The organism is Cupriavidus sp. 05T313, assembly GCF_056396665.1.
Window position 1 is genome coordinate 18179 of the sequence record NZ_JBFTLX010000025.1, and the last position, 26236, is coordinate 44414.

Consider the following 26236-nt stretch of genomic DNA (forward strand, 5'->3'; position numbering starts at 1 on the left):
ATGCACGCATAAAAGTATCTGAAATGGCATTCAGGCGAATTTTTTTGAACCGGTGCGAGCCCTTGTCCACCAAGGGCTCGCGCCGGTTCGGCCGCCTGCCTCCGCGAATTTCGGGGAAACCAAAGCCCCATTCATCTGTCCTGAAAGTATCCCCAATTTCAATCAACTGTAGGTGATCGTCAGACATCCGGTCAGACGGTCGCGGGCAGACCAGAACACCGCGCCATGAGAAAACAATACACGGCGCGGTATTTGGGCTTTGGCAGTCCCATTGGACGTCCCGATACCGCCAGTGACAGGAGAGCGTCCGGATATGTGTGGCATTGCTGGAGAATTACGTTTCGATCAGGTCATGGCCGACCTGCACGCCGTCGCCGTCATGACGCGCGACCAGGCGCCGCGCGGCCCCGACGGAGAAGGCCTGTTTAGCCTGGGCAGCCGTGCGTTCGGCCATCGCCGGCTGCGCATCATGGATTTGTCGCAGCGCGCGCACCAGCCCTTCATCGACAACGAACTGGGCCTGGGCGTCGTGTTCAACGGCGCGATCTACAACCACGATGCGTTGCGCAAGGAACTGGCCGCCCAGGGCTACCGCTTTGCCTCGACCGGCGATACCGAAGTCATCATCAAGGCGTGGCATGCATGGGGGCCGGCCGCGCTCCACCGCTTCGCCGGCATGTTCGCCTTCGCCCTGTGGGAGCGCGATTCCGGCGTGACCCACCTGGTGCGCGACCGCCTGGGCATCAAGCCGTTGTACTACTCGGCCACGCCGCAGCGCCTGCGCTTTGCTTCCACGCTGCCAGCCTTGCTGGCCGGCGGCGATATCGACACCACGCTTGACCCCGTAGCGCTGCATCACTACCTGAGCCTGCACGCCGTGGTCCCCGCGCCCCACACCATCCTGCAAGCGGTGCGCAAGCTGCCGCCGGCCACGCATATGACGGTGCAGCCCGACGGCCGCACCGACAGCCGCACCTGGTGGCGGCTGGATTTCCGCCAGAACGCAGACGATCTGGAAAGGCCGTTCGAGGCCTGGCGCGATCTCACGCTCGCCACGCTGCGCGACGCCGTGCACCGCCGCACCGTGGCCGATGTGCCGGTGGGCGTGCTGTTGTCCGGCGGGGTCGACTCCAGCCTGATCACCGGTTTGCTCGCAGAAACGGGTACGCCCGACCTGCGCACCTACGCCATCGGCTTCGAGACCGTGGGCGGCGAGGCTGGCGACGAGTTTCGGTACTCCGACCTGGTGGCCAGGCACTTCGGCACCCGCCACGAGAAGATGATGATTCCGGCGGCCGGCCTGCTGACCGCGCTGCCCGACGCCATCGGCGCCATGAGCGAGCCGATGGTCAGCCACGACTGCGTGGCCTTCTACCTGCTGTCCGCCGCCGTGGCGAAACACAGCCGCGTGGTGCAGAGCGGGCAGGGCGCCGACGAAGTTTTCGGCGGCTACCACTGGTACCCGCCGCTGGCCGGCAACACGGACGCGGACGGCGGAGTCGCCGCCTACCGGCACGGCTTCTTCGACCGCAGCCACGACGAGATGGCGGARCTGCTCGCGCCGCAATGGCTGGCCGACGATCCCAGCGGCCGCTTCCTTGCCGCGCACTTCGCCCAGGCCGGCGCCGACAGCGCTATCGACCGCGCGCTGCGCGTGGACACCACCGTGATGCTGGTGGAGGACCCGGTCAAGCGCGTCGACAACATGACCATGGCGCACGGCCTGGAGGCGCGGGTGCCCTTCCTCGACCACGAGCTGGTGGAACTGGCCGCGCGCATGCCGGCACGCCACAAGGTCGCCGCGGGCGGCAAGCATGTGCTCAAGGAAGCGGCGCGCCAGGTGATCCCGGTCGCGGTGATCGATCGCCCCAAGGGCTATTTCCCGGTGCCGGCGCTGAAGTACCTGCGCGGCCCGTTCCTGGATTACGTGCGCGGCTACATCAGCAGCGATCGCGCGCGCAGCCGCGGCCTCTACCGCGACGGCGTGGCCGACGCCATGCTCGACGCGCCCGATAGCCATATCACCCCGCTCAAGGGCTCCATGGTCTGGCAGATCGCGCTGCTCGAAGCGTGGTTGCAGACGCGCGGCATCTGACCGGCGCAGCGATGCACCGACAACACGCCAGCCTGACGGGACGCTGCACGAGACACCAACAGGAGGAAGACCCACATGCCATCCACCAACCTTGTCAGCCTTTCCGCGCGCACCAGGGCTACCGGCCGRATCGCGCCCTCGCCGCATCCCGCCGGCGCGATGCATGACCCCGCCGGCGAGGATCGCACTGGCGTTGCCACCCCGCGCAGCGCCGGCGAGCCGCCGGCGCCGGTGTCGACCCGCCCCAATGCGATGATCGATTGCGGCTGGGGCCGGCTGATGTTCGCACCGGCCTTCGGTTCGCCGGCGCTGCTGGCTGCCGAACTGCAGCAAGAAGCGCCGGGCCGGCGCGATATCGCGTTCTACGTGGACGCGCCGCAACTCGTGCTCGCGCAAGCGCCGCAGACGCTGTTCCTCGATCCTTCGCTGCTGTTCCGCCGCCGCCTCGATGTGCCGCTGGACGATATCGCGCCATCTCCTGGCGTCACCATTCGCCGCCTCGCGACCCGCGCCGACATCGCTGCAATCAATCGCCTCTACGCCATGCGCAAGATGGTGCCGCTAGACGCTGCCACCGTGTGGCGTCAACGCGAGCAGGAAGCGGTGGTCTACCTGCTCGCCGAGGATGAGCAGAGCGGCGAGATCGTCGGCTCGGCCATGGGCGTGGACCATGCGCTGGCCTTCGGCGACGAGCAAGGCGGCAGCAGCCTGTGGTGCCTGGTGGTGGATCCGCAGACCCACCTCGCCGGCGTGGGGCGCTCGCTGGTCACGCACCTGCTCGCGCGCTTTGCCGAACGCGGCAGGCGGTCGCTCGACCTCTCGGTGCTGCACGACAACGAGCACGCCATCGGCCTGTATCACAAGCTCGGCTTCAGCCAGCTCGATGGCTTTGTCATCAAGCACAAGAACGCCATCAACGAGCCGCTGTTTGCCGGCAGCAGCGAGTGCGACCAGCTCAATCCCTACGCCGCGCTGATCGTCAAGGAAGCACGCCGGCGCGGTATCGGCGTGGACATCGTCGATGCCGCCAGCGGCATCTTCGGCCTGCGCTTCGGCGGACGCGAGGTGCTGTGCCGCGAATCGCTTTCGGAGCTGACCGGCGCGGTGGCCATGACGTGGTGCCAGGACAAGGCGCTCACGCGTGCCCGGCTGGATGCGGCGGGCCTCGCGGTGCCGCGCCAGCGGCCCGCGGGCAGCGAGGCAGACAACGCAGCCTTCCTTGGTGCCTGCGGCTCGGTGGTGGTCAAGCCCGCCTGCGGCGAGCAGGGGCGCGGCATCAGCGTGGACGTGCGCGACACCGCGCAACTGCCCAGCGCTATCGAAGCCGCGCAGCGCGAAGGCGGCAACGTGTTGCTGGAGTCGTTCTGTCCCGGGCAGGACTTGCGCATCGTCGTGATCGGCTACGCGGTGGTGGCTGCCGCGATTCGCAAGCCGGCCGAAGTGGTGGGAGACGGCAAGTCGGATCTCAAGACGCTGATTGAGCGCCACAGCGCGCGCCGCGCCGCTGCCACCGGTGGCGAAAGCCGCATTCCGATGGACGGCGAAACCGGGCGCTGCATCGGCGCGCAAGGCCTGGGGATGGCTTCGGTGCCGGCGGCCGGCCAGCGCGTGCCGGTGCGCAAGACCGCCAACCTGCATACCGGCGGCACGCTGCACGACGTCACGGCGGAACTCCATCCGGTGCTGCGCGAAGCCGCCGTTACCGCCGCGCGCGCGTTGCGCATCCCGGTGGTGGGACTGGACTTTCTGGTACCCGCGCATGACCAGCCCGAGTACGTGATCATCGAAGCCAATGAACGCCCCGGCCTGGCCAACCACGAACCGCAGCCGACCGCCGAGCGCTTTGTCGACCTCCTTTTCCCGTTCACCGCCTGACCGCGTTCCCTGGCGTACCAACCTCTTCCGTACCAACTTCTTCCTGAACCGAACCATGAACCCGCCCGCATGCAGACACTGACAATCGACGCTTACTACCTCAAGACCACGCTGCTGGAGTTGCTCGCCATCCCCAGTCCCGCCGGGCTGACCGACGAGATCGTGCACTACACCGCGCGCACGCTCGACAGCCTGGACATTCCGTACCAGCTCACCCGGCGCGGCACCATCCGCGCCACGCTGCGCGGCAATCGCGCGCAAGCCGGGCTCGGCCCCGACTGCGCTATCGTCGCCCATCTCGATACGCTTGGCGCCATGGTGCGCGAAGTCAAGCCCAACGGCCGCCTGGCGCTAGCTCCCATCGGTACCTGGTCCAGCCGCTGGGCCGAAGGCGGGCGCGTGACACTGTTTACCGAGAGCGGCCGGCATCGCGGCTCGGTGCTGCCCTTGCTGGCTTCGGGTCACGTATACAACGAGGCGGTGGACACGCAACCCGTCAACTGGGACCAGCTCGAACTGCGGCTCGACGAAGATGCCGCCACGCCGCAAGCACTGCGCGAACTCGGTATACAGGTGGGCGATTTCGTTGCGTTCGACGCCAACCCCGAGATCCTCGACAACGGCTTTATCGTCTCGCGCCATCTCGACAACAAGGCCGGCGTCGCCGCGGTACTGGCCGCACTCAAGGCCGTGCGCGAAAGCGGCGCGCCGGTGCCGATGGACTGCCACGCCGTGTTTACGCTCACCGAAGAAGTTGGTTCGGGCGCCACCGCGGTGATCGAGGACGACGTCAGCGAAGTGATCGGCATCGACATCGGCCCGGTGGCGCCGGGGCAGGGCGCGAGCGAAAATGGCGTGACCATTCCGCTGATGGATTCGGCCGGACCGCATGACTATCACCTTACGCGCCGCTTGCTGCGCCTGTGCGAAGAGCACGGCATCCCCAGCCATCGCGACGTGTTCCGTTTCTACCACTCCGACGCGGGCGCGGCGGTCACTGCCGGGCACGATGTGCGTACGGCGTTGCTTTGCTTCGGCGCCGACGCCTCGCATGGCTATGAGCGCACACGGTTGTCCGTGCTCGTTCATCTTGCCGAATTGCTCACCGTCTATATTCAGAGCGGGCCAACCTTGCCGGAGGACCGCCAGCGCCGCATGGGCTCGGTGGCTGGCTTCTCGCATCAGCTCGATCCCGGCCAGCTCGCGCGCAGCGAAACGCCGTTGCCCGACGCAGGCGAACTGGCGCATCGCCGGCGCGGCAGCGTGAGCCGCGCATGACCAGTCTTTCCAATTTGATTGCCGGAGCCGAATCCATGGACCTCAACTTCATCGAGCCCAGAAAGCTGGAAGCAGCCTGGACCTACCTGCTGCAACTGGTGGTGCAGCAGGGCCTGAACTGCATCGCCGCCGTCCTGATCCTGATACTGGGCTGGTGGATCTCGGGCCGTGCCCGCGCCGCCGTGCTGCGCGCATTCGACCGCCCGCGCGTCGATGCCACCTTGCGTCCCATGCTGGCCAGCGTCACGCAGTGGATCGTGCGCGTGATCACGATTGTGCTGGTGCTGTCGCAATTTGGCGTGCAGACCGCCAGCATCATCGCCATGCTCGGCGCCGCCGGCCTCGCCATCGGGCTGGCTTTGCAAGGTACGCTGCAGAATATCGCCGCGGGCATCATGCTGGTGCTGCTGCGGCCGTTCCGCGTGGGCCAGTACATCGATGCCCAGGGCGTGGCGGGCACGGTGCGCGAAACCGGGCTGTTCATGACCGAGCTGACCACCTTCGACGGGGTTTGCCTGCGCGTGCCCAACGGCAAGATCTGGGGCAGCGCCATCACCAACTACAGCGAGAACCCCACGCGCCGCCTCGATATCGAGGTCACGGTCACCTTCGGCGCCGATATCCAGGCCGCGCTCGATGCGCTGCGCACCATGCTCGCCGCGGAAGACCGCGTGCTGGCGGACCCGGCCGCCGAGGTCATGGTGATCAACTACGCGGCGCAAGGCGTGACGCTTAATGTGCGCTGCTGGCTTGCCGCCGTGGATTACTGGACCGTACGCTTCGCGTTCTACCACCGCATCAAGCAGGCGCTGGAAGCCGCCGGCTGCGCCATCGCCGTGCCGGTGCAGGAACTGCGCGTACCCGACGATGCGCAACTCGCCGTGCCCGCCGTGGCCAATCCCGCGCGCAGGCTGAGCTGAACCGTCTGGCCTGATCGTCTTCCGCCGCCGGGGCGCGCAAACGCCCCGGCGGCGATTCTGTTTTGTGGCGCGCCCTCGTGATGCCGCCGCACTTTCACCCCTTTGGGTCGCTCACGCTTGTCCAGGGCCCGCTACCCGAGCGGCGGACCCTGGCATGTCATCAAATCTGGAACTGGCATTGACGTTTGACTCCACGCCCGCACTGAACCCCGCACTGAACCCCACACGGAACCCATCACATACATCCCCGCGCTTTCGCGCCGTGGCGCCGCCAYGCGAAAGCGCATTTTCCCCCGGCCTGCGCCGCAAGCGCGCACTGGCGCGCTGTCTGCCGGCGCTCGCCTGCGCCGCCGTACTGGCCCCGGCCGCACCGATGGCGCACGCGCAGGGCAGCCTCACGCTGTATGGCTTTGCCGATGCCGGCATCTTCCGCCCGGCGCCGGGACAGCCGGTCCAACTCGGCACCATGCAGCGCAGCTTCATCGGCCTGCGCGGCAGCGAGCCGCTGGGCGGCGGCTGGGCCGCCACCATGAACCTGCAGACACGTTTCGACATGGGCGACGGACGCCTTGAAGCCAGCGGTGCCACGCCGTACTTCCAGGGCGAATCCACCGTCGGCATCCGATCGCCCTATGGCGACCTGCGGTTTGGCCGCGCGCTGACGCCGATGTGGCAATACGACTGGCAGTACGACAGCTGGGACAACTTCAATCGCGTCGGCTCGGTGGCCTGGTTTGTGTACCACCCGTCCTATCGCACCGATCCGTACCACAACGGTCCGGCGGGAGAATATTCGCGGCTGAACAACGGGGTGTTCTACGATTCGCCGAAATGGGGTGGCGTGCATGTCCACGTCTCCGCCGGCGTGGAAAAGAACGAGACGCCGGATGCCGCCGGCAACCGGGACCGCACCCGGCCGCTGGCCGCTTCGCTCAACTACGACGCGGGACCGTGGTCCGCCATGCTCACCGCCGAGCGCAATTCAGCCCGCGACAACACCTGGTTTGCCGGGCTCGCCTATGCCTTCAGCGCGGTGCGGCTGATGGCGTCGTATAGCCAGACGCATCTGAGCGCCGCCAGCCAGGCGTTTCTCGGCGATGCCAGCGCGAAACGCAGCGCGGCCACCCTCGCCGCGAACTGGCGCGTGGGCGCCGTCACGCTGAAGCTCTCCGGTGCGCGGGATTTCCAGGGCTACGGCCACGCCGGCACGACCGGCTACGTCACCAGCGGGCTGGACTACGCGCTATCGAAACGCACCACGCTGTATGGCGCGGTGTCGTATCGCCACAGCCGGCAGGCCAGTGGCGGCACCGGGTTTGGTGCCGGCATCAGCCATAGTTTCTAAGCGGGGCGCTTCAGCCCTCCTGCGCGAACAGCGAGCACGCGCCCGCCTCGGCCGTGCTGACATGGCGCCGGAAGTTTGCAAACAGGTCGCGTCCCACGCCGTGCCGGTTGGCGGTGAGATCGGGCGGCGTCACGTCGCGCGCGGCCCACTCCGCTTCCGGCACCATCACCGTCAGCACACCGGTGTTCGCATCCACGCGCATCGGGTCGCCGTCGCGCACGCGGGCGATGCCGCCGCCGCTCAGTGCTTCGGGGCAGACGTGGATGGCGGCCGGTACCTTGCCCGATGCGCCGGACATGCGCCCGTCCGTCACCAGCGCCACGTGGAAACCGCGCTCCTGCAGCACCGTCAGCGTAGGCGTGAGCTTGTGCAGCTCCGGCATGCCGCAGGCGGCCGGCCCTTGCCATGGCAGCACGGCGACGAAGTCGCGCTCCAGCTCGCCGCGCTTGAAGGCGTCGATCAGCGCATCCTGCGTATGGAACACCAGCGCTGGGGCCTCGACCACATGGTGCTCGGGCTTGACCGCCGAGATCTTGAGTACCGCGCGGCCGATATTGCCGTCGAGCAGCTTGATGCCGCCCTCGGGCGCGAACGGCTGGCTGGCAGAGCGCACCACGCTGTCGTCCAGCGGCGCTTCCGGCCCGTCGATCCAGGTGAGCCTGCCATCGCGCAGCACCGGCTCGCGAGTGTAGTCCGCCAGCCCCTTGCCCACCACGGTAGTGACGTCGTCGTGCAGCAGCCCGAGCTGCAGCAGTCCGCGGATCACCACAGGCAGGCCACCTGCGGCCTGGAACTGGTTCACGTCCGCGCTGCCGTTGGGGTACACGCGCGCCAGCAACGGCACCACTTCCGATAGTTCGGCGAAATCGTCCCAGCTCAGCACGATGCCGGCGGTGCGCGCCATCGCCACCAGGTGCAGCGTGTGGTTGGTGGAGCCGCCGGTGGCCAGCAGGCCGACGATGCCGTTGACGAAGGCGTGCTCGTCGAGCACGTCGGCCACGGGCGTATAGCGCTCGCCGCCATGTACCAGGCGCAGCGCCTGCCGCGCGGACTCGCGCGTGAGCGCCTCGCGCAGCGGCRTGTTCGGATTGACGAAGGCGGTGCCGGGCAGGTGCAGGCCCATTATCTCCATCAGCATCTGGTTGGAGTTGGCRGTGCCATAGAAGGTACAGGTGCCGGGGCCATGGTAGGACTGGCTCTCCGCCTCCAGCAACTCGGCGCGGCTGATCTTGCCCTCGGCATAGCGCTGGCGCACGCGGGCCTTTTCTTCATTGCCGATGCCCGTGGTCATGGGTCCGCCGGGCACGAAGATGGCCGGCAGGTGGCCGAAGGACAGCGCGCCCATCACCAGCCCCGGCACGATCTTGTCGCACACGCCGAGGTACAGCGCGCCGTCGAACATCTGGTGCGACAGTGCCACCGCCGTGGACAGCGCGATCACATCGCGCGAGAACAGCGAGAGATCCATGCCGTCCTGACCCTGCGTCACGCCATCGCACATGGCGGGTGTGCCGCCAGCGAACTGCGCGGTGCCGCCCGCTTCCAGCGCGGCCTCCTTGAGCCATTGCGGATACTCCGCCAGTGGCTGGTGCGCCGACAGCATATCGTTGTAGGACGAAACGATGGCGAGGTTGGGGCGCTCCTGCGCCTTCAGGCGGATCTTGGCCTGCTCTGGCATGGCCGCCACGGCGTGCGCCAGGTTGGTACAAGAGAGATGGGCGCGTTCCACCTTCTGCCCCGCCATGGCGCGGGTGCGGTCCATGTAGGGCTGGCGGGTGCCAGCACTGCGCGCCACGATACGGGCGGTGACCCGTTCCAGGACTGGGTGACTTGGCATGGGGATCTCCTGCGTGGGGATGTCTTTTTTCAGCCTAGCGCACTTTGGGGCGGGGTGCACGTATGGTGCGCTGCAAGTTTTTCCTGCAAGTGCTAGACTCCGCTCCATTCTCTGGAGTTCAGGCAACATGAAGCAAGCAGCGCAACGCACCGCCATCGCAGTATTTGCCGCGGCACCTTACGGTGAACGCGTGCTGCTGGCTATTCACGCCTAGTCTTCCGAGCGTCCGCCCGGAAGGCTGCAAGGCCGGTTCCGGGAGTGACGAAACAGCATATCGCCAACCCCGGACGGCCCGCAGGCCCTCCGGGGTTTTGTTTTTTTGTTTCGCCACCATCTGACACGCCATGCGTACCTACGACAAGCTGATCGCCACGATTCAAACCGGCCAAGGGAACGGGAGCTTGCGCTCGTCCCTTGGTGCGGTAACGGCGTCGGCTGGCGTAGCCACCGAGAAGGTTGCGTGCCGCATGCGGCATGCCGGCGCCGCCCCGCAAGCGATCCCATAGCCTCCCGGCCGCACATGCAGTCCGGGAGGCCTCGCAGATCGCCTCCCAGGGACCCAAGACACCCTGGCAGGCACACACCCGCCAGGGTGTTTGCATTGTAGGCAGCCCATCATGGAAAGCAGAAAAGAACGCAGGAACGAACGCAGAAACCTCAGGAACATCGGCATCATCGCCCACGTCGACGCCGGCAAGACCACCACCTCGGAACGCATCCTGTTCTACACCGGCGCCAGCCACCGGCTGGGCGAGGTGCACGACGGCGCCGCCGCCATGGATTTCGATCCGCAGGAGCAGGCGCGCGGCATCACCATCAACAGCGCGGCCACCACCGTGTTCTGGCGCGAGCACCAGATCAACCTGATCGATACGCCGGGCCACATCGATTTCAACATCGAAGTGAACCGCTCGCTGCGCGTGCTCGACGGCGCGGTGGTGGTGTTCGACGGTGTGGCCGGCGTGGAGCCGCAGACGGAAACCAACTGGCGCCTGGCGGACCGCTATCGCGTGCCGCGCCTGGCCTTCGTCAACAAGCTGGATCGCACCGGCGCGGATTTCCTGCGCGTGGTGGGCATGATCGAGGACCGCCTCGGCGTGGTGCCGCTCGTGCTGCAGTTGCCCATCGGCAGCGAGGGCGATTTCACCGGCGTGATCGATCTTGTCACCATGCAGGCCTTGCTATGGCAGGGCGGTGCGGGCACGACCGGATACGTGACGCAGGCCGTGCCGGCCGCGCAGAGGGAGCAGGCGGCCGTATGGCGCGAACGTTTGCTGGAAACCCTGGCCGAGCATGACGATGCCTTGCTCGAAGATTATCTCGCCGGCCGCGTGCCGGCCGGGGACGCGCTGCGCGCGGCCATCCGGCGTGCGACGATCTCCGGCGCCGTGGTGCCGGTGCTGGCGGGATCGGCCTTCAAGAACAAGGGCGTGGAGCCGCTGCTCGACGCGGTGACGGCCTATCTGCCGGCACCCGGCGAGGTGGATCGCCATGAAGTCAGCGCGGATGCGGACCAGCCGCTGGTGGCGCTCGCCTTCAAGGTGGTGCACGACGCGCACGGCACGCTGACCTTCGTCCGCCTGTATCGCGGCAGGCTTGCCGCCGGGGACACCGTGCTCAACGCCGGCAGCGGCAAGCGTGAACGCGTGGCCCGGCTGTACGAGATGCATGCCGACCGGAAGCAGGAGCGCGATGTTGCCGTGGCGGGCGATATCGTGGCGATCGTCGGCCTCAAGGCGACCATCACCGGCGACACGCTGACCGATCCGGCGCATCCCGTAGTGCTGGAGAGCATCGAGTCGCCCGAACCGGTGATCGACGTGGCCATCGAGCCGAAATCGCAGGCGGACCAGGCTGGCTTGTCGCGCGGCTTGCAGGTGCTGGTGCAGGAAGACCCGAGCCTGCGGCTGCGGCAAGACCCGGAGAGCGGCCAGACGCTGTTGTCCGGCATGGGCGAACTGCAACTGGAAGTCACGCTTGAAAAATTGCGCACGCGGTTCAGCGTGGAGGTGACGGTAGGCCGCCCGCAAGTGGCTTATCGCGAAACGCTGACCCGCGCCGCCGATGCGCGCTATCTGCATCGCAAGCAAAGCGGCGGGCCGGGCCAGTTCGCGGAAGTGCTGCTGCGTTTCGAGCCGCTGGCGCGCGGAGAAGGCCTGCAGTTCGAGAGCCGCATCACCGGCGGCGCGGTACCGCGCGAGTTTGTGCCGGCGGTGGAAGCCGGTATCCGCCGCGCCGCAGCGCAAGGCCTGCTCGCGGGCTACCCGGTGGTCGATTTCAAGGCCACCCTGCTGGACGGCAGCTACCACGAGCGCGATTCCTCGGCGCTGGCCTTCGAGACCGCGGCGGCGGCGGCCTTCCGCGAAGCCGCGCGCGATGCGCAGCCGATGGTGCTGGAGCCGGTGATGGCCGTGGAGGTGGTGACGCCCGCGGATCATGTGGGCGACGTGATCGGCGACATGCACCGGCGCCGGGGCCTGGTGCGGGGGCAGTCGCAGCGCGGCGGCGATGGCAGCGGCAACACGGTCGTGGTTGAAGCGCATGTGCCATTGGCCGGCATGTTCGGCTATATCGGCAGCTTGCGCGCGCTGACCTCGGGGCGCGCAAGCTTTGCGATGCAGTTCGATCACTATGCGGTGGCGCCAGCGAAGGCGGTGGCGGAGATCGCCGGCTGACGGCAGGCGTTGAACGGGCGGGCACCAGTCTGGTGTCCGCCTTTTTGTTCAGCGCCGGCTTCCCGGATCGGGGCTGCCAACCTCGGCGTTCCTCCCGTACTCCTTCAAGTAACTGAGCACGCCGCGCACCGCCGCCGACATCGGACGCGAGCGCCGCGTCAGCAACCCGAGATTGACCATCGACACCGGCAACTCCACGGGAAGCACGGAGACCATCGCATAACGCGCGTAATACTGCGCAACGTCGTTCGGCACCACGGAAATCATGTCGGAGGTTTCCATCATGGCGGTGGCGGCAAGAATGGACGCGGTCTCGACGATATCCAGGGCATCGATCATCCCCGCCTGCGTCAACGCACTCTCGACTCTCAGCCGCATCGGGCTGCCCACGGGGTGAAGAATCCAGGTCATCGGCACCAGGTCGCGCAGCGCCAGTGGATCGAGCCTGGTCAACGGATGGTCCGGCCGCGCGATCACCCGCATCTGCTCGCCCCTTTCGAACAATTCAATGTCCAGGTCCGGATGACTGAGCCGGTCGGGCAAGCGGCCCAGCACCACATCGAAGTCCCCGCGGATCAGCGACGGAAGCAGGGTGTCGCTGGTCCCCACCTCAATGGCAATCCGCACCTTCGGGTTAGCGGCCTTGAACGCCAGCAGCCCGCGCGTCAGGATCGTCGGCACCGGACCCATGACGGTGCCGATCCGCACCAGGCCCGAGGCGCCGCGGCCCAGTTCCGCGATTTCCGCTTCTGCATGGCCGAATTCGTGCGTGACCCCCTGGGCGAAACGGATCAGTACCTCGCCGTAGAGCGTCGGTTCCATGCCTCGCGGAAGGCGCTCGAACAACTGCACGCCGAGTCTTTCCTCAAGCTGCTGCARCAACAGGCTGGCCGCCGGCTGGGTGGTGTGCATGGCCGCCGCGGCCCGGCGAAGGTTGCGGTGTTCCGCCAGCGCGTTGATCAAGGCGATCTGCCGGCTTGAGATCTTCAGCGGTGCAAACGCTTTCGCCGATTCCGGGGAGGGTTCGGTGGGCTCGGGTTTCACATCGGTTGGCTTCACATTGAATAGATACCAATTTTGATATCGATATATATGAAAGCACGATTATGCAGGTATCAATAGGGGCTGTACAGTCGACGCGTCCCAGATGGCCAGGATGTCCCTGACGGCCCCAACAACCAATCAGCCGAGCGTCAAATGCGTATTCGAATTACCCACCTCAGCGTCCACGACATTCGCTTCCCGACGTCCAGAACCCTTGACGGCTCCGATGCCATGAATGCGGCTCCGGACTATTCGGCAACCTATGTGGTGCTGCACACCGATGCCCCGCAAGGGACGGAAGGCCATGGGCTGACCTTCACCATCGGCCGTGGCAACGAGATCTGCGTGCTCGCCGTGCAATCCCTGGCCCCGCTGGTGGTTGGCCTGACCCTCGAGGAAATCACCTCGGACATGGGCGCCTTCTGGCGGCGGTTTGCCACCAGCGACAGCCAGCTGCGCTGGCTGGGGCCGGAAAAAGGCGTGATTCACCTTGCCACCGCGGCCATCGTCAACGCCGTCTGGGATCTGTGGGCAAAGTCAGCCGGCAAGCCGGTATGGAAGCTGCTGGCGGATATGACGCCTGAAGAACTGGTCCGCTGCCTGGATTTCAGCTACGTGACGGATGCGCTGACGCCGGAGGAAGCGATCGCGCTGCTCCGCCGCCAGGCCCCGGGCAAAGCACGGCGAGAGGCGCAGATGCTTGAGCAAGGCTACCCGGGCTACACCACCGCCGCGGGCTGGCTGGGCTACTCGGAGGAGAAGATGCGCCAGCTGGCGCGCGATGCCGTCGCGGCGGGATGGACGCACTTCAAGCAGAAGGTCGGCGCCGATCTGGAGGAGGATATGCGCCGCGCCACGATCCTGCGTGAGGAGATCGGCTGGGAGCGGACGCTGATGATGGACGCCAACCAGGTCTGGAGCGTGGATCAGTCGGTCGACGCCATGCGCCGCCTCGCGGCCTTCGATCCCTGGTGGATCGAAGAGCCGACCAGCCCGGACGATATTCTCGGGCACGCCGAAATCCGCAAGCGCATTGCACCCATCGGCGTGGCCACCGGCGAGCATTGCCACAATCGCGTGATATTCAAGCAGATGTTCCAGGCGCAGGCGCTGGATTTTTGCCAGCTTGACGCCGCGCGCCTCGGCGGCCTCAACGAGGTTCTGATCGTCGTGTTGCTGGCGGCGAAGTTCGGCATCCCGGTCTGCCCGCATGGCGGCGGCGTCGGTTTGTGCGAGTACGTGCAGAACATCTCGCTGTTCGACTACATCGCGGTATCCGGTTCGCTGCAAAACCGCGTGCTCGAATACGTCGACCATCTGCACGAGCATTTCGTCGAGCCGGTAGTGATTCGCAACGGCCGCTATATGCCGCCCCAGCGCCCGGGCTACAGCATCGAGATGCATGCCGGCACGCTGGAGCGCTACCGCTTTCCGGACGGACCGGTCTGGGCCGGCCTCGGCCCGGCCTGAGCCGCGGCGGCACTGGCGTGCCAGCACAAGCAGAACATCAATAAAACACCAATATCAGGAGACCCCATGCTAACTGCCGACGCTGTCGCGGCGCGCGTTGAGCCCTTGGCCGACGACGCACAGCGCCTGAACAAACTACTCATTCGCAAGCTGATGCCTTTGCTTGTGATTGTCTACGTGATCAGTTTCCTCGATCGCACCAATATCGCCCTGGCCAAGGCCAGCATGGGGATCGACGTGGGGTTGTCGGCGGCCTCCTATGGCCTGGGCGCCGGACTGTTCTTCCTGACCTACGCGCTGTTCGAAGTCCCGAGCAACCTGATCATGCACAAGGTGGGCGCCAGGTTCTGGATCACCCGCATCATGATCACCTGGGGCCTGCTTTCCGCAGGCATGGCATTCGTGCAGGGCGAGACCAGCTTCTACATCATGCGGCTGTTGCTCGGCGTTGCCGAGGCGGGCCTGTTCCCAGGCGTGATGCTCTACCTGACGTACTGGTTTGACCGCGAGCAGCGGGCCCGGGCTACCGGCTACTTCCTGCTGGGCGTCTGCGTCGCCAACATCCTGAGCGGCCCGCTGGGCGGCGCGCTGCTCCAGATGGACGGCCTGATGGGCCTGCATGGCTGGCAGTGGCTGTTCATCATCGAAGGGCTGCCGACCCTGGCGCTCGCCTATGTTGTCTGGAAGACCCTGCCGGATGGTCCGGGCAGCGCACCCTGGCTGACCGTGGAAGAACGCCAGCGGCTGCAGGCGCGGTTGGACGCGGAGCAGGGCTCTGGCGCATCCCAGCACCGCTTCACGGAGATGCTGCGCGATCCGCAGATCTGGCTGACCATTGCCGTGTACTTTTGCCACCAGATCACCATTTACACGGTCATCTTCTTCCTGCCGGGCATCATCGCGACCTACGCCAGCCTGTCACCGCTGGAGATCGGCGCGCTCAACTCCGTGCCCTGGGTGGCGGCTGCCCTCGGCGCCGCGATTCTGCCCCGCCTGGCGACAACGCCGCAGCGTTGCCGGCGGATGCTGTTCATCGGGCTCCTGACGATGTCCGCCGGCCTGGTGGTGGCCGCGATGTCCAATTCGTTTATCGGCCTGATCGGCTTCTCGCTGACGGCGTCCATGCTGTTTGTGGTGCAATCTGTTCTCTTTATCTTCCCTTCCAGCCGCCTGAGCGGCACGGCGCTGGCAGGGGGCCTGGCGTTCGTCACCACGTGCGGCCTGTTCGGCGGCTTCTTCGGCCCTTCGATGATGGGCCTGATCGAGCAAGCCACCGGCAGCACCCACAACGGACTGTTGCTGATCGCCGGCCTGCTTGTGCTTGCCGCGCTGATCAGTACCCGGCTGCGGCAGGGACACGAACAAGCCTGATCCGGTACGCATTGGAGACTACATCGCATATGGAGCCACTGACCTCTCTCGATTTGTCGGATGCACTGCCCGACGACGGCTGCGCCGGCATACTGGTGGGACGCGCCTGGGTGCCCGGGCGGATCTCCGGCCCATCGGTCGTCGCGATTCGCGACGACGGTGTCTACGATCTGTCGGAGCTGGCCTGCACCATCAGCGGGCTGCTCGAACTGGATGCGCCCGCCGAGCGGGTCCGGCGCGCGCCCGGCCGGCGGCTCGGCAGCCTTGCGGAGATCCTTCGCAATACCGGCCGCCCCGCGCGGGATGCGAGCCAGCCCCATCTGCTGGCGCCGTGCGACCTCCAGGTCATCAAGGCAGCGGGTGTCACGTTCGCGGCAAGCATGCTGGAGCGGGTCATCGAGGAGCAGGCGGGCGGGGATGCGTCGCGCGCCGATGCCGTGCGCCAGGAGGTGAAGGCCCTGATCGGCGACAACCTCGCGGCCGTACGCCCCGGCTCGGCGCAAGCCGATGCGCTGAAGCAACTGCTCATCAAGCAGGGGCTCTGGTCGCAGTATCTCGAGGTGGGCATCGGCCCCTATGCCGAGATCTTCACCAAGGCCCCCGTGCTGGCCGCGGTGGGCACCGGTGCCGATATCGGCATCCATCCGGAGTCCACCTGGAACAACCCCGAGCCCGAGGTCGTGCTCGCGGTCAACAGCGCCGGCACGGTGCAGGGTGCCGCGTTGGGGAACGACGTCAACCTGCGCGACTTCGAGGGCCGCAGCGCCTTGCTGCTGAGCAAGGCCAAGGACAACAACGCCTCTTGCGCCATCGGCCCCTTCCTGCGCCTGTTCGACGCTACCTTCTCGATGGACGATGTGCGTGCGGAAGAGATCCAGTTGCGCGTGGAGGGCGGTGACGGTTTCGTGCTCCGCGGCGCCAACTCGATGAGCAAGATCAGCCGGGACCCGCTCGACCTGGTGGCGCAGGCCGCCTCCCGCTGCCATCAGTATCCGGACGGCTTCATGYTGTACCTCGGCACCCTGTTCGCGCCGACCGAGGACCGCGATGYGCCCGGCTGCGGATTCACGCACAAGCTGGGCGACGTGGTCACCATTCGCAGCCCCAGGCTCGGCACGCTGCGCAACCGCGTCAACCTGGCGGACCGGGCAGAGCCCTGGACCTTCGGCATTCGCGCGCTGGTGAGCAATCTCGCCGCGCGAGGCTTGCTGTCGAATCCGCTGTAAGCGACATCCTTCGTATCACCGTCTCAAGAGCAAGAGGAACCACCATGCAGTCACCCGCCGCGAGGGAATGGCTTTCACCCACCATCAAACTGAGTCCGGCGGACGACGTGGTGATCGCACGCCAGCAGCTGATTCCCGGGACGCTCCTGAGAGACGAGGGCGTGACCGTCGCCGGCATGATCCCGCCAGGGCACAAGATCGCGCTGCGCCGCATCGAGAGCGGCCAGCCGGTGCGCCGCTATGGCCAGATCATCGGCATCGCGTCGCAGCGGATCGAGCCGGGACAACATGTGCACACGCACAACCTGGGCATGGTCGAGTTTGCCCGCGACTATCGCTTTGGCGACGCCGCCCCCGTGCCGGCCGCGAGCGCGGGCCCGGCCACCTTCCTCGGCATCCGAAGGGCCGACGGGCGCATTGCCACGCGCAACTACATCGGCATCCTGACTTCGGTCAATTGCTCGGCGACCGTGGCACGGGCCATCGCCGACCACTTCCGCCGGGATATCCACCCCGAAGCCCTGTCGGACTACCCGATGGTGGACGGCGTGGTGGCGCTCACGCATGGCGGCGGCTGYGCCATCGATTCGCAGGGCGAGGGCCTGGCGATCCTGCGGCGCACCTTGGCCGGCTACGCCAGGCACGTGAATTTCGCGGCGGTGCTGTTTGTCGGGCTCGGCTGCGAGACCAACCAGATCGGCGACCTGCTCGCCGCCGAAGGACTGGCCGGCAAGCCCGGCCTGCGCACGGCGGTGATCCAGGAAGCGGGCGGAACGGCACGCACCGTCGCGCTCGGCGTCGAACAGGTCAGGGCCATGCTGGCCGAGGCCAATCGCGTGGCGCGGGAGCCCGTCAGCGCCGCGCACCTGGTGGTCGGCTTGCAATGCGGCGGCTCCGACGGCTACTCCGGCATCACCGCCAACCCCGCGCTTGGCAATGCCGTGGACCGCCTCGTCGGCCAGGGCGGCACGGCCATCCTGTCGGAAACCCCGGAGATCTACGGCGCCGAGCACCTGCTCACCCAGCGGGCCGTGTCGCGCGCGGTGGGCGAGAAGCTGCTCGCGCGCATCCGCTGGTGGGAAGCCTATTGYGCCAGGCTCGATGCGAACCTCAACAACAATCCCTCGGCCGGCAACAAGGCAGGCGGGCTGACGACCATCCTGGAGAAGTCACTCGGTGCGGTCGCCAAGGGCGGCAATAGCCCGCTCATGGATGTGCTGGAGTACGCGCAGACCGTCCGGAGCAAGGGGCTTGTCTTCATGGATACGCCGGGCTACGACCCGGTATCGGCAACCGGCCAGGTTGCCGGCGGCGCGAACCTGATCTGCTTCACCACGGGGCGGGGCTCGGCCTATGGGTGCGCGCCCACGCCATCGCTGAAGCTCGCCACCAACAGCGCCGTCTGGCGCAAGCAGCAGGACGATCTCGACCTGAACTGCGGGACGATCGCGGATGGCGAGGAGACCGTTGACGAGGTCGGCGAACGCATTCTCGCCTTGATACTGCGGGTGGCTTCCGGCGAGCGCACCAGGAGCGAGATCCATGGCTACGGGCAGAATGAGTTCGTGCCCTGGCAGATCGGGGCGGTGACCTGAAGCCCGGCTGGTTCCAGTGTCTCCCGCGCCCGCTGCCCGGATCCGCCGGGCTACCTGCCGCGCCTGCCCCGGACGGCGCGCGCCGCCATCGCCTCATGCACCGCCTCGCGCACGCACCCGGCCAGCAGTTCCGACGCCGGCGTGCGTGACATGCGAGCCGAGCGGGCAATCACCAGGGGCTGCCGGATGGTCTCCTCGCGGATCGGCCTTTCCACCACGCCGGCTGTCTGCGCGGCCGACGGCGCCTGGGTGATCAGCAGGCACACGCCAAGCCCGTTCGCAACCATGCTCCGCGCGAGTTCCAGCGAGGTGGCGCGATAGCGCACTTCCGGCTGCAAGCCATACTGCCAGAACGGCGCCATCAGGAAATCGCGGCTGTGCGGCAGGTCGATCAGGATCAGCGGTTCGCCGGCCAGCTCCCGCAGCGAGATCGCCCCTCTTCCCCTGGCCAGTTTCGAGCCGGCCGGGACCAGTCCGTAGGGATGCAGTTCGGCGATGCGTTCGCGCTCGATCTCGCTGGGCAGCCCCACGTCGTAGGTCAGCGCGAATTCGATATGGCCGCCGTGCAGCCAGTCTTCGATCTGCGCCAGGTCGCCCTCGACGAAACGCACCGAGAGCCTGGGAAAGCGCTCGCGCGCGATCCGCAGCAGCACCGGCAGGTACACCGGCGCCAGCGTGCTGAACACGCCGATGTGCACTTCACCCGAGGCGGCATCGCCGCTCTGGTCCGCCTCGAACGCAGCCGCCGCGGCGAGGATCTGTCGCGCCTCGGCCAGCTTGCGCACGCCGAAGCGGGTCAGCGTCATCCTCGACCCCGCGTCACGCGCAAACAGCGCTTCTCCGAACAGCGCCTCCAGTTCGCGGATGGCAACGGAGATCGACGGCTGCGACACGTTCAGCGAGCGTGCCGCCGCCGTGGTGCTCCCGGCTTCCGCCGCCTCCGCGAAGTAGCGCAACAGGCGCAAGGAGAGTCTCATCAGGAAATCGTATAGGTACTAGTTGATATCAATATTTTACTTGATAGCTCCGGCTGCCCAGAATCCTGTCATCGGCGCGCAAGCCACGCCGCATCGCCCCCTCTGGCGGCGATCGCGCTGGCGAAGCCGCCCTGGCTATCTGGAGGAGTGTGAAGTGAACCATCCTGACCTGCCGCTTGCCGGCATCCGCGTGATCGACTTTTCGCGCGTGCTTGCCGGGCCTTACTGTACGGCCCTGCTCGGCGATCTCGGTGCCGAGGTGATCAAGATCGAGCCGCCGGGCGGCGACGACTACCGCGCGGTCGGCCCTTTCGTCGACGGCGAGAGCGGGCTGTTCGCCGCCATGAACCGCAACAAGCAGAGCATCGTCATCGACCTGAAGGCTGAGTCGGGCCTGGAGCTCGCGCGCTCGCTCTGCGCGCGGGCCGACGTGGTGGTGGAGAATTTCCGCCCCGGGGTAGCCGACAAGCTGGGCATCGGCTATCAATCCCTTCGCGCGCAGAATCCTTCGCTTGTCTACGCCAGCGTATCGGGTTTCGGGCAGACCGGACCCGAATCGCACCGGCCTGCTTACGACATCATCCTGCAGGCGATGTGCGGCCTGATGGACGCCACCGGCTCGCCGGACGGCACGCCGACGCTGCTTGGCGAAGCCGTATCGGATGTGGTGAGCGGCCTCTTCGCGTCGTGGGGCGTGCTGGCGGCACTGCTCTCGCGGGAGAAGACCGGCAAGGGCACGCACGTGGATGTGTCGATGTTCGATGCCACCCTGAGCCTGAGCGCCACGCTGGTCGCCCGCTACGCCGCGACCGGCCTGGCCCCGCGCCGCGTGGGCAACCGCCACCCTTCTTCCGCGCCGTTCGGCGCGTATCGCGCCGCAGACGGTTTCTACGTGGTGGCGGTGCTGAACAACAAGCTGTTCCAGACGCTTGCCGGCACGATCGGCCAGCCGGAGCTGGCGGCCGATCCGCGTTTCGCCGACGACCACTCGCGCTGCAACGCGGAGGGCGCCCTGCGGGCATGCATCGAGGGATGGTCCGCCATGCGCACGGTGGAGGAAGTGAACCAGTTGCTCAGCGCCGCGGGCATTCCGGTCGCCCCCATCCGCAATGTGAAGCAGGCAATGGAGAGCGACCACGCCGCTTATCGCGGCTTGCTCACCGAGGTTGCCGACGCGCGCGGCGGCAAGGTCCGCCTGCCGTCGCAGCCCGTGAAATTCTCCGGCTACGGCGCCAATCGCGTGACCGGCGCGCCCGCGCTGGGGGAGCACACGGACGTCATCCTGGAAACGCTCGGCATCGCTGGCGACGCTTTGCCGGCAGTGCGTGCCAGCGGCGCGCTGGGACCGCAGCCGCTCCGTCCCGCCCCGCACCATCGCCCGGCGGCTGGCGCCACACCGGAAGATACCAACATGGAGAATCAACATGCATAAACGATTGGGCGTGCAGCCGGGCGACCTCGAGATCGCCGACGCCATCGGGCGGTTCGCCCAGAGCGAACTCGCGCCGAAGGCCGCCGAGGTCGACCGCGATGAAATCCCGGCCACGCGCTATGTGCCGCTGCTCGCCGAACTCGGCGTGATGGGCATGAACCTGCCGGAGCGCTGGGGCGGCACCGACACATCGCCCGTCGCGCTGATCCTGTCTCTGGTCGAGATCGCCAAGGCCTGCGCTTCCACCTCGTCGATGATCGGGGCCCACTATCTCGCGACCGACTCCATCCTGATCGGCGGCGACGACAGCCTGCGCGAGCGCTACCTGCCGGACGCGGCGGCCGGCATCAAGCTCGGCGCATTTGCGCTGACCGAGCCGCGCGCCGGCTCGAATCCCGCGGACATGGCGACACGCGCCATCCCGGAGGGCGAAGGCTACCGCCTGCGCGGGGTGAAGCACTTCATCTCCAACGCCAACGCGGCGGACTTCATCGTGGTCTACGCGAAGACCGATCCCGAGGCCGGGACCCGCGGCATCAGCGCCTTCGTCGTCGACCGGAAGACGCCGGGCGTGGAAGTCGCCCCGGCGGAGAAGCTGATGGGCATCCGCGGCGCCCCCGCGCACGAAGTGGCGCTCGATTGCTTCGTCCCCGCCGCGAACCGGCTCGGCGCCGAGGGCAGCGGCTTCCGCACCGCCATGAAGGTGCTGGACAACAGCCGCCTGGATGTGGCCGCAACCAGCCTTGGCATTGCAGAAGCCGCGCTCGAAGCCGCGATCGAATGGGCGAAACAGCGCCACGTGGGCGGCGAGCCGCTTTCGCACAAGCAGGGCCTGCAATGGATGTTCGCGGACATGAAGACACGGGTGGAAGCCGCCTGGCTGCTGACCCTGCAGGCCGCGGTCAGGCGCGGGGCCGGCGAGCCCTTTACCGACCACGCCTCGATGGCCAAGCTCTATGCGTCGGAAACGGTGGCCTTCGTGACGGATGCCGCGTTGCAGATCCATGGCGGCTACGGATTCACGCGCGAGATGCCGCTGGAGCGCCTGGTGCGCGACGCGCGCATCCTGCGGATCTACGAGGGTTCCTCGGAAATCCAGCGCACCGTGATTGCGCGGTCCGCGCTGCGCTGAGCGATCGCCGGCGGGCAGCGCACGATCTCGAGCGGTGGCGGTTTGCCTTTATCCATCCTGATGGTCGGGCTGTCGACGGTGCTGGCGCTCTCCGATGGCGCCGGTTCAGACGTCGACGATCACCAGCGTCCCATGGCTGCCGGGCAGCACGGCATGCGCGATGCCAGCCAGGGCGAGATACATCTCTCCGGGCCGGACCACGACGGTTTCGCCCTCCGTCTGCAAAATGAGCTGTCCGCTCACGACAAACAGGCCTTCGTTGTAGTCGTGCGTCTCGGCTTCATACGCCTGCTCATCCATCCTGAGGATTTTGATGCGGGCGGTCCCGACCTGCCCCACGACGGAGGACTTCCAGGCGGCTGGCAGACCGGAGGCAAGGGCGTCAAACCGAATCAGCGGCACAAGCGTGTCTCCAGGTGCGGGGGGTTAGCCGCGCTTGGGAATATCCAGCCCCCTGACCACGGCCGGACGCGCAAGGAAGGCATCGAGCGCGCGCGTGACGTGGGGAAAATCCTTGATGCCGACCAGTTCGCCGGCTTCGTAGAAGCCGATCAGGTTGCGCACCCAGGGGAAGGTGGCGATATCGGCGATGGTATAGGTATCGCCCATGATCCAGGTCCGGTCCGCGAGGCGGCCATCCAGCACGGCAAGCAGGCGCTTCGCCTCCGCGACATAGCGGTCGCGCGGGCGCTTGTCCTCGTACTCCTTGCCCGCGAACTTGTTGAAGAACCCAACCTGCCCGAACATCGGGCCGATGCCGCCCATCTGGAACATGAGCCACTGGATGGTCTCGTAGCGGCCGGCGGCGTCCTGCGGGATGAACTGGCCGCTCTTGTCGGCCAGGTAGATCAGGATGGCGCCGGACTCGAACAGGGCAAGGGGCTTGTCGCCAGGGCCGTTGGGATCCAGGATGGCGGGAATCTTGTTGTTCGGGCTGATCGACAGGAATTCCGGCGTGTACTGGTCATTGGCGTCGAAGCGCACCAGGTGCGGCTCGTAGGGCAGCCCGGTCTCCTCCAGCATGATCGAGATCTTGACGCCGTTCGGCGTGGGCAGCGAATAGAGCTGGATCCGCTCGGGACGCAGGGCCGGCCATTTGTTGGTGACGAGGAATGCGGAAAGATTGGTCATGGAAATCCGTTCTGGCCGGGTTGGGCCGGGTGGGCTGGTTTGGCTGATGCGGTGAGGAGGATCGATTGGCTCAAGCCGTGACGGCTCGATGCCGATGGTCATCATCGCGGGGTAGGGCGGGAGATCGCCGGCGCGACGCCTGTCCGGGCAGGCGCAGGGTCACTTCGGCTTGTCGCCGTTGTCCGGCGAGGTGATGCCGGCGGCCACGAGGCAATCGCGCAGGTGCTTGATTTCCTGCTTGGCGCACACATTGCCGTGATGCGGGTGGTGCAGGTAAAACTCATACTCGTTGAGCACAACCCGGAAGCGCGCGCCCTGGATCGGCTCCACGCTCGCCCCCAGTTGCTGCAGCAGGGACTCGACTTCGCGCCAATGAATATTGTTGCTCAGCGGGTGGCTGAAGATGGACTGCAGGAGGCTGCGTGATTTGTGGCTCATGGCGCGGGTCAGGCATCGTCGGCGGCAATAGCCGTAGCATACAAGAGAGGGTGCGTTGCTGCTTGCATGTGCGTTGCGCAAGGTTTGCGCGCGGCGCCATTCAATCCTTGCCCATCGCCAGGTAGGCGCGCGGCGTGGTGCCCGTGTAGCGCCGGAACAAGGCGATGAAGCTGCTGACGCTCGTGTAGCCCAGCCCGAGCGCCACGGCGGTGACGCTTTYACCGGCAACCAGCCGCTGCATGGCCGCGAGCATGCGCAATTGCTGGCGCCATTGCGCCAGGCTCCAGCCGGTGTCGGCCTGGAAGTGGCGCGTCAGCGTGCGCCGGGCCATGCCGATGCGCGCCGCCCAGCCATCCAGCCCGGTGTTGTCGTCGGGGTTTGCCAGCAAGGCGGTGGCCATGCGCAGCAGGCGCGGCTCCTGCGGCATGGGCAGGAACAGGGTTTGCGCCGGCTGGCGGGTGAAGTCATCGGCAAACACCGCGAGGTAATGCTCGCGCACCGGCCCGGCTGGCGGGCCGGCCTGCACCAGCGTGTCGAGCAAGGCCGCCAGAAGCGGCGACAACCGCACCACCTTGAGCGCCGCAGGCATCGCGGCACGGCTCCAGGCCTCGTCGAAGTACAGGCTCATGCCGGTCATTGCCCCCTGAATGCTCGCGCCGTGCGATTCGTACGGCGGCACCCAGCCGATACAGCCGGTTGGCATCAGCCAGCGGCCGCCGCCGGCTTCGATCACGACCACGCCGGATTTCACCGTAAACAACTGCCCCTGCGCATGCTGATGCGGCACTTGCTCGCGCGAGGCGCCGTGCGCGAGCGGGCGGATTTCTCGTAGCGGCATCGGTTTGGCCCGTTTCGAACATAAGTTGGCATTCTATCGTTAGTTGGCAGTGCGGCAAGTGCCTAGACTGGCTGCACCAACCACCCCAGGAGCGATCCATCGTGAATGCCAACGTAAAAACGCCAACCCTCTCCGAACGCCTTGGCCAGCCGGTGCCCGACGTGCTCGACATGCTGACCGCCCTGCTCGCGGGGCAGGGCCGGTGGCTGCGTACCGGGCAACCGCTGAGCGCGCCGGCTGATTTCGACGCGTTGCGCGTGGCGTTCGATCACCACAGCGGCACCGTGGGTTCGGTGCTGAAAAAGACTCTCCTGGAGCGCTGGCCAGAGATCCCGTTTTCCGACAAGGAGCTGGAGAGCGGCGAGCAACAGGCGCCGGAATTTGCCGACGCCTACTGGGTTTGCGATCCCATCGACGGGGCCTTGCACTACCTGAGCGGCATGCCGGGCTGGACCATCGCACTGTGCCTGGTGGTGCGGGGCGATCCGGTCCTCTCGCTGGTGCACGATCCGGCCACTGGCCGCACTTATCGCGCGGTGGCAGGGCAGGGCGCCGATTGCGATGGCCAGCCGTTGCGGGCCAATGCGCGCTCGGCGCTGACGACGGCGCTGATTGCCACGGCGCATCCGAACTGGCCGGGGCAGGTGCGCAGCGATACCGCGGATTTCCTTGACCGTTTTGGCCGGATGTTGCCGCAGGTGTTCGGCCAGCGTGTGTACGGGCCTACGTCCTTGTTGCTGGCACTGGTGGCGCGCGGCGCGCTCGATGGCTACTGGGAGTGCGGGCAGGACTATTACGACTGGTTGCCCGGTGTCCTGCTGGTGAAGGAGGCGGGCGGCTCGGTGACGGCGCTCGATGGCAATCCACTGACCTGGGGTTGCCAGGGGATTGTGGCGGCCGGGGCGGCCATGCATGGCGTGCTGAACGCGGTGCTGTCGGGAGAGGGCGCATGAGGCCGGATGCGTTGCTGCCCGATGGGGTGGATGTGGTGGAGGTGAATGGCGTGACTGTGCGCAAAGGTAGCGTGGGGGCGTTTTTGATTAGCTGGCGGGTGATGAATGATCCGGGGGAGGATGCGGGTCGGCTGGCGGCGGCGCGGGAGGATTTGGTGGGGTTGTTGCCGGGGTTGAGGGCGATGGGGGTGTTTGATGCTTTTGCTGCGCGGGATCCTGGGTTGGCGGCGTTGATTGATGGGGTTGGTTAACGGTTGGCTAACTGTGGCTGCTTAACTTCAATTGCTTAACTTCAACTTCAAAGGCTTAAAGTCAAAGGCGGTTTCACCCCCCTGCGGGGGGCGACCTACTTTCTTGTCTTGCCAAGAAAGTAGGCAAAGAAGGCGCGCCGGATGGGKCGACCCCCTCCTCGTCGGCAGGCAAAAAGAGCGGCCGGGGGCCAAACTCACATCGCCTTAAGGTGTATTAGCTGGGACTCGATCTGACAGATAGTCGGGCTGTTGAATCGAGAAGCGCGACTCAATGCGGGATCAGTTTCTCCTTGGCGAGTTCCAGCGAGTCGAGGAAGGTGCGCATGGGCGTTTTGCCGTAACACCATCGCCCC

At 66.8% G+C, this 26236-nt stretch carries 21 protein-coding genes; 14 read left to right on the forward strand and 7 right to left on the reverse strand.

Annotation, left to right across the window (positions count from 1 at the left end):
• Nucleotides 1-313 precede the first annotated feature (313 nt).
• The 5 genes from AC1DKD_RS08705 to AC1DKD_RS08725 all read left to right on the forward strand — a co-directional run bounded on the left by AC1DKD_RS08705 (nucleotide 314) and on the right by AC1DKD_RS08725 (nucleotide 7513).
• The gene (locus tag AC1DKD_RS08705; protein WP_441626210.1) at nucleotides 314-2095 is read left to right on the forward strand and encodes an N-acetylglutaminylglutamine amidotransferase; all 1782 of its coding nucleotides are present in this window, start codon (nucleotides 314-316) and stop codon (nucleotides 2093-2095) included.
• 75 nt (nucleotides 2096-2170) lie between these two features.
• The gene (ngg, locus tag AC1DKD_RS08710) at nucleotides 2171-3970 is read left to right on the forward strand and encodes an N-acetylglutaminylglutamine synthetase (protein ID WP_441626212.1); all 1800 of its coding nucleotides are present in this window, start codon (nucleotides 2171-2173) and stop codon (nucleotides 3968-3970) included.
• A 69-nt stretch (nucleotides 3971-4039) separates the two neighbouring features.
• Entirely contained in the window at nucleotides 4040-5248 is a 1209-nt protein-coding gene (locus tag AC1DKD_RS08715) for an osmoprotectant NAGGN system M42 family peptidase (protein WP_441626214.1), read from the forward strand.
• Between the two features lie 35 nt (nucleotides 5249-5283).
• Entirely contained in the window at nucleotides 5284-6168 is an 885-nt protein-coding gene (locus AC1DKD_RS08720; protein ID WP_441626216.1) for a mechanosensitive ion channel family protein, read from the forward strand.
• Between the two features lie 154 nt (nucleotides 6169-6322).
• Complete coding sequence (locus tag AC1DKD_RS08725) at nucleotides 6323-7513, forward strand: porin (RefSeq protein WP_477143182.1); 1191 nt, start codon at nucleotides 6323-6325, stop codon at nucleotides 7511-7513.
• 10 nt (nucleotides 7514-7523) lie between these two features.
• Here the strand turns inward: AC1DKD_RS08725 and edd are convergent, their stop codons facing one another.
• Nucleotides 7524-9350: a phosphogluconate dehydratase gene (gene edd, locus AC1DKD_RS08730; RefSeq protein WP_477143183.1), complete on the reverse strand. Its 1827-nt coding sequence runs from the start codon at nucleotides 9348-9350 to the stop codon at nucleotides 7524-7526.
• Nucleotides 9351-9967: 617 nt separating this feature from the next.
• Between edd and fusA the strand changes: the two genes are divergently transcribed.
• Nucleotides 9968-12025 (forward strand): elongation factor G, encoded by a 2058-nt coding sequence (fusA, locus tag AC1DKD_RS08735; protein ID WP_441626222.1) that lies wholly within the window; start codon nucleotides 9968-9970, stop codon nucleotides 12023-12025.
• Nucleotides 12026-12073: 48 nt separating this feature from the next.
• Here the strand turns inward: fusA and AC1DKD_RS08740 are convergent, their stop codons facing one another.
• Nucleotides 12074-13069, reverse strand: a complete 996-nt coding sequence (locus tag AC1DKD_RS08740) for a LysR family transcriptional regulator (protein ID WP_441626224.1) — start codon at nucleotides 13067-13069, stop codon at nucleotides 12074-12076.
• A gap of 153 nt (nucleotides 13070-13222) precedes the next feature.
• Here AC1DKD_RS08740 and AC1DKD_RS08745 point away from each other — a divergent pair, with 153 nt between their 5' ends.
• The 4 genes from AC1DKD_RS08745 (at nucleotide 13223) to AC1DKD_RS08760 (ending at nucleotide 18731) form a co-directional block, all read left to right on the forward strand.
• On the forward strand, nucleotides 13223-14539 hold the full coding sequence (locus tag AC1DKD_RS08745; protein ID WP_441626226.1) for an L-fuconate dehydratase: 1317 nt from the start codon (nucleotides 13223-13225) through the stop codon (nucleotides 14537-14539).
• Nucleotides 14540-14605: 66 nt separating this feature from the next.
• Nucleotides 14606-15910: an MFS transporter gene (locus AC1DKD_RS08750; RefSeq protein WP_441626228.1), complete on the forward strand. Its 1305-nt coding sequence runs from the start codon at nucleotides 14606-14608 to the stop codon at nucleotides 15908-15910.
• 29 nt (nucleotides 15911-15939) lie between these two features.
• Entirely contained in the window at nucleotides 15940-17136 is a 1197-nt protein-coding gene (locus AC1DKD_RS08755; RefSeq protein ID WP_477143184.1) for a fumarylacetoacetate hydrolase family protein, read from the forward strand.
• A 44-nt stretch (nucleotides 17137-17180) separates the two neighbouring features.
• On the forward strand, nucleotides 17181-18731 hold the full coding sequence (locus tag AC1DKD_RS08760; RefSeq protein ID WP_441626232.1) for a UxaA family hydrolase: 1551 nt from the start codon (nucleotides 17181-17183) through the stop codon (nucleotides 18729-18731).
• 50 nt (nucleotides 18732-18781) lie between these two features.
• On the opposite strand, the gene AC1DKD_RS08765 is transcribed toward AC1DKD_RS08760, so the two are convergent.
• A complete protein-coding gene (locus AC1DKD_RS08765; RefSeq protein ID WP_441626234.1) occupies nucleotides 18782-19708 on the reverse strand; it encodes a LysR family transcriptional regulator in 927 nt (308 codons plus the stop codon).
• A gap of 154 nt (nucleotides 19709-19862) precedes the next feature.
• On the opposite strand from AC1DKD_RS08765, the gene AC1DKD_RS08770 reads away from it, so the two are divergent.
• Nucleotides 19863-21140 carry a CaiB/BaiF CoA transferase family protein gene (locus AC1DKD_RS08770; RefSeq protein ID WP_441626236.1) on the forward strand — a complete coding sequence of 426 codons (1278 nt, stop codon included), beginning with the start codon at nucleotides 19863-19865 and terminating at the stop codon, nucleotides 21138-21140.
• Nucleotides 21133-22272 carry an acyl-CoA dehydrogenase family protein gene (locus AC1DKD_RS08775; RefSeq protein WP_441626238.1) on the forward strand — a complete coding sequence of 380 codons (1140 nt, stop codon included), beginning with the start codon at nucleotides 21133-21135 and terminating at the stop codon, nucleotides 22270-22272. Before AC1DKD_RS08770 ends, AC1DKD_RS08775 begins: the two co-directional genes overlap by 8 nt.
• 105 nt (nucleotides 22273-22377) lie before the next feature.
• On the opposite strand, the gene AC1DKD_RS08780 is transcribed toward AC1DKD_RS08775, so the two are convergent.
• The 4 genes from AC1DKD_RS08780 to AC1DKD_RS08795 all read right to left on the reverse strand — a co-directional run bounded on the left by AC1DKD_RS08780 (nucleotide 22378) and on the right by AC1DKD_RS08795 (nucleotide 24679).
• Complete coding sequence (locus tag AC1DKD_RS08780; RefSeq protein WP_276291498.1) at nucleotides 22378-22674, reverse strand: cupin domain-containing protein; 297 nt, start codon at nucleotides 22672-22674, stop codon at nucleotides 22378-22380.
• A 24-nt stretch (nucleotides 22675-22698) separates the two neighbouring features.
• A complete protein-coding gene (locus AC1DKD_RS08785) occupies nucleotides 22699-23403 on the reverse strand; it encodes a glutathione binding-like protein (RefSeq protein ID WP_477102880.1) in 705 nt (234 codons plus the stop codon).
• A 159-nt stretch (nucleotides 23404-23562) separates the two neighbouring features.
• Nucleotides 23563-23841, reverse strand: a complete 279-nt coding sequence (locus tag AC1DKD_RS08790; RefSeq protein WP_035875236.1) for a hypothetical protein — start codon at nucleotides 23839-23841, stop codon at nucleotides 23563-23565.
• A 100-nt stretch (nucleotides 23842-23941) separates the two neighbouring features.
• Nucleotides 23942-24679 carry a helix-turn-helix domain-containing protein gene (locus tag AC1DKD_RS08795; RefSeq protein WP_477143185.1) on the reverse strand — a complete coding sequence of 246 codons (738 nt, stop codon included), beginning with the start codon at nucleotides 24677-24679 and terminating at the stop codon, nucleotides 23942-23944.
• Between the two features lie 101 nt (nucleotides 24680-24780).
• On the opposite strand from AC1DKD_RS08795, the gene AC1DKD_RS08800 reads away from it, so the two are divergent.
• Both AC1DKD_RS08800 and AC1DKD_RS08805 read left to right on the forward strand, forming a co-directional pair.
• On the forward strand, nucleotides 24781-25632 hold the full coding sequence (locus AC1DKD_RS08800; RefSeq protein ID WP_441626244.1) for an inositol monophosphatase family protein: 852 nt from the start codon (nucleotides 24781-24783) through the stop codon (nucleotides 25630-25632).
• Nucleotides 25629-25883, forward strand: a complete 255-nt coding sequence (locus tag AC1DKD_RS08805; RefSeq protein WP_477111415.1) for a hypothetical protein — start codon at nucleotides 25629-25631, stop codon at nucleotides 25881-25883. Before AC1DKD_RS08800 ends, AC1DKD_RS08805 begins: the two co-directional genes overlap by 4 nt.
• The last annotated feature ends 353 nt before the right edge of the window (nucleotides 25884-26236 follow it).